This window comes from Paenibacillus sp. P4_E11, from assembly GCF_056401635.1.
Genome location: NZ_JBFUIX010000167.1, coordinates 1 through 6,546 on the forward strand (window position 1 = coordinate 1; position 6,546 = coordinate 6,546).

Consider the following 6,546-nt stretch of genomic DNA (forward strand, 5'->3'; position numbering starts at 1 on the left):
GCGCAATTGCCGTCAGTTCGGCTCTGACTTCGCCCAAGCGCTTGAAGTGTATTTGTTTCAAACGGATGGAGAGGAGGAGGAGCGCGGAAAATGATGATGGACCACAATTTGTTAGCGGCGATCCCGGAGATCCACACGCGGTTCACGCAACTGCCGAACGAGAAGGGGCACAATGCAGTGTGGGATTTCGTGCGTTCCCCCGATGACCGCTTCTATATAAGCGTCTGCGGCGAGAACGAGAAGCCTTTAACCGCTGTCCTGTATGAATATTACCCGAATACGGGGGAGCTTCGCTTCATCTTCGACGTGGCGGACGTGTGGATTGTTGATTCACAGCAGATGCCGCCGAGCAAGATCCACACAAGCATTGATTTCCTGCCGGACGGAAGGCTGATCATGGCCACTCATAATACGGCCCCGGCCCCCGGCCATATGCAATGGATGTATGAGCAACACTATGAAGACCCATGGGAAGGTTATCCTGGCTCCATCTTGATGATCTTGAATCCCGATACGAATGAGGTTCAGGTCAGAGGCATTCCGGTTCCCCGAGAAAGCATCTATGGCGGGATGCTGGGTAACGATCCACGGTACTATTATTTTCTCGGTTATATGCGTGGGCATTTCTACAGGCTGGATTTGGAAACGAATGAGGTTAAGGATTACGGCAAGGTATCGGAGTTCTCCTCCTGCAGGCTTGTTAAGGATGACAAGGGACGATTGTACGGGAGCTCTTATACGGGAAGCTTGTGGAGGTATGATCCAGAGCGGGACGAGGTCGAGGATTTGAAGGTAAGATTCATGTGTCCCGATGGAGGAACGAAGCAACGAAGGCAGTTCATCTTCGGACTTCACTCCCCGCGAGGAACCCTATTGATGGTGGACAATATGGATGGGGAAATGATCGAGCTCCATCCGGAGACGCTGGAAGTGACTCGACACGGGTACATTCATCTTCGCCATCAACAGCCGGTCAAGCCTTATGGGATCGGAGGACTGGCTGCCGATGAGAACTTCGTCCTCTACTACGGGCTGAAAACGTATGATGAATATTATCCGATTCGTTTGGTTAGATGGGATATTCTGAACGGAGGGGAGCCGGAGAATCTCGGTCTTGTCACCCCCGGGGGGAAGGATTCGCAGTACATCTGTGAGATGATCTTCGACCGTGACGGTTGGCTTCATATGGTCGACGTATGCGGGGAATTCTCTCCCTACATCTTGGCCGTCGATATCAACCAGCTGCAGCCGCCTGGCGCCGAAACGCCGAGTGCACTACTCCGCCCCTATTCCGAGCCGGATTGGAATCGGGTTGGCAGCTCGGCATTCATGCACATTGAAGCCAAGACGATCCATACTATACCGCTGCATCAACTGATGAATTGGCGGGATACGGCGGTCAGTCATGTGTCCGTAAGGAATGGCAAGGTGTATTCCGTTAGCGGCAAGGAGCGCGTATACCTGATGGTGTCCGAGTCCATAGGTGAGTACGCTGAGCAAATAACCGCCATACATGACGGAGGCGCTCCGGTAGGCTGTGTAGATATCGATGCGGATACAGTTGCGATCCTGACAACGGATGACCGCATCCTGCTAGTCGATCTCGACTCGCGAACGATCTCGATCCGAATCGTGGTTCCAGTGGATATAGAGCTTACGAGGCTCCATTTCGCACTGGATCGGAGCACGCTGCTGGCCAGCGACCGGGAGGGAAGCGTATATATGTGCGACTTCGGCGGTCACTTCCGCAAGCTTGATCATATCCACGTGGAAACGAGCGAAGCGGAGATCATCAAGCTGGATAACCATCGGCTGCTGCTGTCCGCCCGCCATGATGAACTTCGGGTGTATGATGTGACCGAGATGCGTTGCGAGACGCTGTCGGTGCGAGCTCCTTCCATTAGAGGCCGAGCGTTCAAGGCTACCTTGACAGGGGGAGCGCTGCTGGCTGACGGAACCGTAGTGGCCGGAACGTACGATGGCCTCTTATTCAGTCTCACACCGGATTTGCGCAAAACGACCGTGTATGGCAGGCTTTACTCGAGCGGCCAGCTGCGTAATTTTATCCAGCGGAATACGGATGAGATTATCGGGATATACGGTGGCGTCAAGGATGCGGGGCATGTGTTCCACTTTTCACGAGAACGTGGTTTCGTTGATTTGGGCAGACCGCGAGTAATCAAGGACAATGTAGAGCTACGTGAAATCGATACCGAGTGGGCTAATATTCATCACATCTCGCGTCTGGCGTATGTGCAAGAGGACGATTGGTTGTATGTAGCGTCGGGAGAAGGATACGGGTGTGTCATTGGCTACAAGGGCGTCGCATTCCCGTGATTGTGTTCGGTATAAAGGATAATTAAAGACATTGGCGAATATACAAAAAGATATGCTTTCTATTAAAGGGAGGGATTGGAGTGGCTAATTTGTTAAGTGGATTGTTCGGCAACTACTCGGATGTAACGGTAGAGGATCTGAAGAGTAAATACGGGATGTATCTCATGCCCGAAGAGCAGATCCAAATGGGCTTCAAGCTAGTGCGCGATACGTTCATCGTAACGGACGAACGGCTCATCCTCGTCGACCATCAGGGAGTTACAGGCAGCAAGACAAGAGTCGGATCCATCCACCTGGACTCCATCTATGAGGTAAGTATGGAAACAGGAGGGACCGGGTTCGACGACAGTCAAATGACGATCCACTACATCAAGTCGCCTTACTTCAAGTCTAACAATGTGCAGGTGGACTCCTACAAGTTCGAGTTCGGCAAGAAGTTCAACCTCCAGCCCCTATACGTTGCCTTGCTCACGCTGGCCCATCAGAACCACAAGCGTATAAACGGCTAATTACTCCAATGAGACTGTGTCGCCAATACGCATCACTCCTGTATGAGCAATGGAAGCATACATGCCGAACGTCAAGCTAGTTTGCTTATGTAGCAGTTGGAGAAGGGATTTGTCCTTCTGGCGTGTATCCGGGTCGAGTGTAATCATCATGCAGCGTTCGCAGAGCACATCTGCCTGGAACGTGGCCGACCCGATATGCAGCATACGGCCCGCCCATGCTGCTTCTGCAAAAGGGCTTTCCTCCAGCAGGGACACGACAACGTTAGCGCGAAACCGTCTAGGGTCGAGTGACTTACCCCAATCGCGTTCGACTTGCTTGAGTGATGACTCGGTGACGATCAGCACGCTTGCCGCATCGACCGCCAGCAAGTCCGGTGATGAAGGCGAGTGCTGCTCGAGCGAGATCGGCCGGTTGTATTGCTGTTGGAAATGTTCGCGGAGTTCCTCATCCCATCCGAAGGTTGACCCATCAGGTGCTGTAATGGTCAGACGCGGAAACTCCAGCCCGCCGCCATCTTCCTGAAACTGTGCCCGATAACCCAACATGCCGGGGAGTTGCCGGGCTGTGACGAATCGGTCCCAACCTTGTTGACTAGGGTCAATAATGGCATGACTTCGGTCCCCGTACAGTCCGTATGGTTCAACCGTGGAGGTTAGCAAGGGTTCGCCCGCAAAGGATTTCACCGGATAACGATTCAATTGCTTTACATGACCAATGATCAAGAGTAACACCTCCGGCATCAATAGAAGATGTCCCCTAGTATATCATGGAACGAAGAAGAGGCCTACCATCTCAGACGATGGCTGGCCTCTTTTCTCTGCGTATTACATTCGTAGAATTTGATTCTACTTCTGCGCTGGTGTCACATCCACAACTATTTTCCATGCGGTTCCGATTGGTGGCAGGCTCCTAGTCATTGCGGGACCATAGAATCCGATTACTTTCGTACCCTTCTCTATCTTGCTTGCTTCAACAGGAGCCCCGTTCTTATCGACGATCGCCGTTTCGCTTGTCAAGTTCAGTACGACTTCCTCTTGAGACAAGTCAGTTGACTTCTGACCCTTGATCCGCACACTTTTATTGCCTTTCTCGTCGCTTCTTACTTCCACGACTTCTCCAGCCGTACCTAGCATATCTGCTTGTGCTTTAGCATCGCGGACGGTTATCGAGTATGTTGGAGTTTGCGGCGGTAAGCTCATCGTAGTCACCATTGAATGCTCGACGTCCACGGTCATGCCAATATGTAGATCGGATAAGCTGATCTTGGTGCCGTCAGCCTGTTGGATAACTGTTTCTGGGCCTACATTCAGCACGATGCCTTCCGTACCGACGCCTTGAATGTGGACGGACGGGCGTTTCTCATCGTTGTTAATGGCCGTAATGACGCCAGACGCCTGCACGCTCTTCTTCGGTTCACTAAGTGTGATCGATACCGAGTTGCCTTCGGTCACGACCGATCCGTGTAATATTTTGCTTGCAAAAGACGCGGGCACGTACAGCTTGTTGTCAACCAGTTCAGGGGCAGCGCCAAGTGTAGTTAACATTTTGTTGATCGTGTAGACGTCTTCGCCAGTCTTCACGGTAGTGAACAGTGGGCCTTTAATCAAGTCTACGGAAAGGTTCTCCTGGTTCCATGTCAGCGCGAAGCCTAATTTCTCAGTAACTGCACGTAGTGGAATCATAGGCTCAGTTCCAGCTATAGGCTGGAAGCCGGTGTCCGTAAGGGCTTCTCCGTTAATTTGAATGGATACAGGCTGAGCAGTCATTATAGTGTTGATAGGTACGGCAGTTACTTGCGGCGAGTCCGTTGGTGTGGAGGCGTAGGCAGCTCCAGTGGTCATCATGGCGGATAAAGTCAGGACAGCCAAGCTTTTTTTCATAGTTGATTTCATAGTGTTAGTTCCTCTCTGAAGTTAGTTTGAAAATCGTTTTCATAGTTCCTAACGCAGCCGGGTGAAATAATGTTGCAGGAACATGTGGGAGCAACCTAAACAATGTTTCCTGAAATTAGTAGCTGTGATCCATGATCCGATGTCCTTGTTCGAGCTCGACCTCTTGGAAACCAGCCATATGGCGCGCTTGATACCCGATTGGTTTGTTGCTGCCTATGAGAATCACATTCTGATAATACGTGACACCCTCATTTGGTAGGATGAACGATTTGGTATAGGGATATACTTCGCTTAGCGTCGTGTGGATGGCGATTATGAGCTTGTCCGTTTCACTCTTCCCCATCAGATTCATAATGAGTGATCCTTGGGAATCGAGCTTGTCTTGGGTTAGTTGGAAAAATTCCATGGATGTTAGATGCCGAGGCGTTCCCTTATCTGTAAAGGCATCCAACACAATATAATCATAGGCATATGAGGGTTGATCGCCGAGAATTTGACGTCCATCCCCAATGATCACATTATCCTTGTTGTACCCGAACCACCTCCGGCTTAACTCCACTACCTTGTCGTCGAGCTCTGCTACCTGAACCCTCTTATCCGACAACTGGTCGGCTATAGTCCCGATCCCGTGCCCGATGACAAATATATCTTCGAAGGATGGAGTGTTGCACTCCATTAGGTGGATCATCGCTCTCGGGTATTCGAACACGATACGTACCGGGTTATTCAAATCCATCGCCCCTTGTACAGCCTCGTTCGAAAACTGTAGGACGCGGAATCTACCCTTCTCACCGTATAGTTCGGTCGTATCGTAAACCGTGATTTCTTGATTAGATTGGCTGAATTCCTTGCTTAGTAAGTGCAAGACATTAATCTCCTTCGGGTGTAAGGTTGAGGCCTTGAGTCACGATAGATCTAGTATAACGAATTCCTCCATTGCTTGTCGGGTACAAATGCCTTTACAATTGGAGTATCTTTCAATATGAGGTGTAAGGGATGTCATTCCGTATCGTTCGAAGTAATTAGTTGTCGGGCTGGAGAACAAACGCGTGCCAGCCACCAAGGGGATTCTCTGCCCTTTTGGTCGTAACCAAAAACTAATGATTCGAGGGTGAGGAACGATATGAACATAATCGATTACAAGAACTTTTATGATAAAATTGGACGGCTCAACGGTTGGGACTTTAGTCAATTACAAGTTGTAACGGAAGGCGTGCAGTGGGATTTCCACACCAAAGTTACCCGTAGATGCAAGAAGTCCGATCTGCTGCTGGATATCGGCACTGGCGGCGGGGAACGATTGTTATCCCTCACGGACTCTGCCTTACTGCTAGTGGGGATCGATCAATCACAGAGCATGATCCAGACCGCTCATGCGAATCGGCAAGAGACCGACAAACCTAATGTACGCTTCATGCAAATGGATGCGGAACGTCTTGAATTTCCTGCGAACTTCTTCAACGTAATAACGTGTCGGCACTCCCATTTCGATGCATATGAGGTCGCCAAGGTATTGGCAGAAGACGGTGTTTTCCTTACGCAGCAAGTAAGCGAGGGGGATAAACTCAACATTCATCAAACGTTCGGAAGAGGACAGAATTACGGGACAGATGAAGGATTTCTGAAGGATAGGTACCTCAAGGAGTTGGCTGAAGCCGGATTTACGGACATTCAGTCCTATGAATATGATTCTACGGAATACTATCGATCGTACGAAGATTTGGTATTTCTGTTGAAGCACACGCCGATTGTTCCGAATTTCGGTGAAGTTGAACATGACTTCGAACTCCTTCATACATTCATTGAA

Annotated in this window: 6 protein-coding genes; 3 read left to right on the forward strand and 3 right to left on the reverse strand. The window is 50.2% G+C overall.

Annotation, left to right across the window (positions count from 1 at the left end; genetic code table 11):
• The first annotated feature begins 90 nt into the window (after nucleotides 1–90).
• Both AC1DWB_RS30140 and AC1DWB_RS30145 read left to right on the forward strand, forming a co-directional pair.
• A complete protein-coding gene (locus AC1DWB_RS30140) occupies nucleotides 91–2,337 on the forward strand; it encodes an SMP-30/gluconolactonase/LRE family protein (protein WP_477544790.1) in 2,247 nt (748 codons plus the stop codon).
• Between the two features lie 80 nt (nucleotides 2,338–2,417).
• Nucleotides 2,418–2,846 carry a PH domain-containing protein gene (locus AC1DWB_RS30145; RefSeq protein WP_477544791.1) on the forward strand — a complete coding sequence of 143 codons (429 nt, stop codon included), beginning with the start codon at nucleotides 2,418–2,420 and terminating at the stop codon, nucleotides 2,844–2,846.
• On the opposite strand, the gene AC1DWB_RS30150 is transcribed toward AC1DWB_RS30145, so the two are convergent.
• The 3 genes from AC1DWB_RS30150 to AC1DWB_RS30160 all read right to left on the reverse strand — a co-directional run bounded on the left by AC1DWB_RS30150 (nucleotide 2,847) and on the right by AC1DWB_RS30160 (nucleotide 5,604).
• Nucleotides 2,847–3,569, reverse strand: coding sequence for an MOSC domain-containing protein (locus AC1DWB_RS30150; protein WP_477544792.1), 723 nt, complete (start codon nucleotides 3,567–3,569; stop codon nucleotides 2,847–2,849).
• 123 nt (nucleotides 3,570–3,692) lie between these two features.
• A complete protein-coding gene (locus AC1DWB_RS30155; protein ID WP_477544793.1) occupies nucleotides 3,693–4,739 on the reverse strand; it encodes a copper amine oxidase N-terminal domain-containing protein in 1,047 nt (348 codons plus the stop codon).
• A 115-nt stretch (nucleotides 4,740–4,854) separates the two neighbouring features.
• Nucleotides 4,855–5,604 carry a spermidine synthase gene (locus tag AC1DWB_RS30160; protein ID WP_477544794.1) on the reverse strand — a complete coding sequence of 250 codons (750 nt, stop codon included), beginning with the start codon at nucleotides 5,602–5,604 and terminating at the stop codon, nucleotides 4,855–4,857.
• Between the two features lie 258 nt (nucleotides 5,605–5,862).
• On the opposite strand from AC1DWB_RS30160, the gene AC1DWB_RS30165 reads away from it, so the two are divergent.
• Nucleotides 5,863–6,546, forward strand: a 684-nt coding sequence (locus AC1DWB_RS30165; RefSeq protein WP_477544795.1) for a class I SAM-dependent methyltransferase, incomplete at its 3' end; no start/stop codon positions are given.

What these genes read in the sequence shown, in the direction of transcription:
- AC1DWB_RS30155 (WP_477544793.1), bottom strand. Translation starts at nt 4,739, where the DNA reads ATGAAATCAACTATGAAAAAAAGCTTGGCTGTCCTGACTTTATCCGCC.
- AC1DWB_RS30140 (WP_477544790.1), top strand. Translation starts at nt 91, where the DNA reads ATGATGATGGACCACAATTTGTTAGCGGCGATCCCGGAGATCCACACG.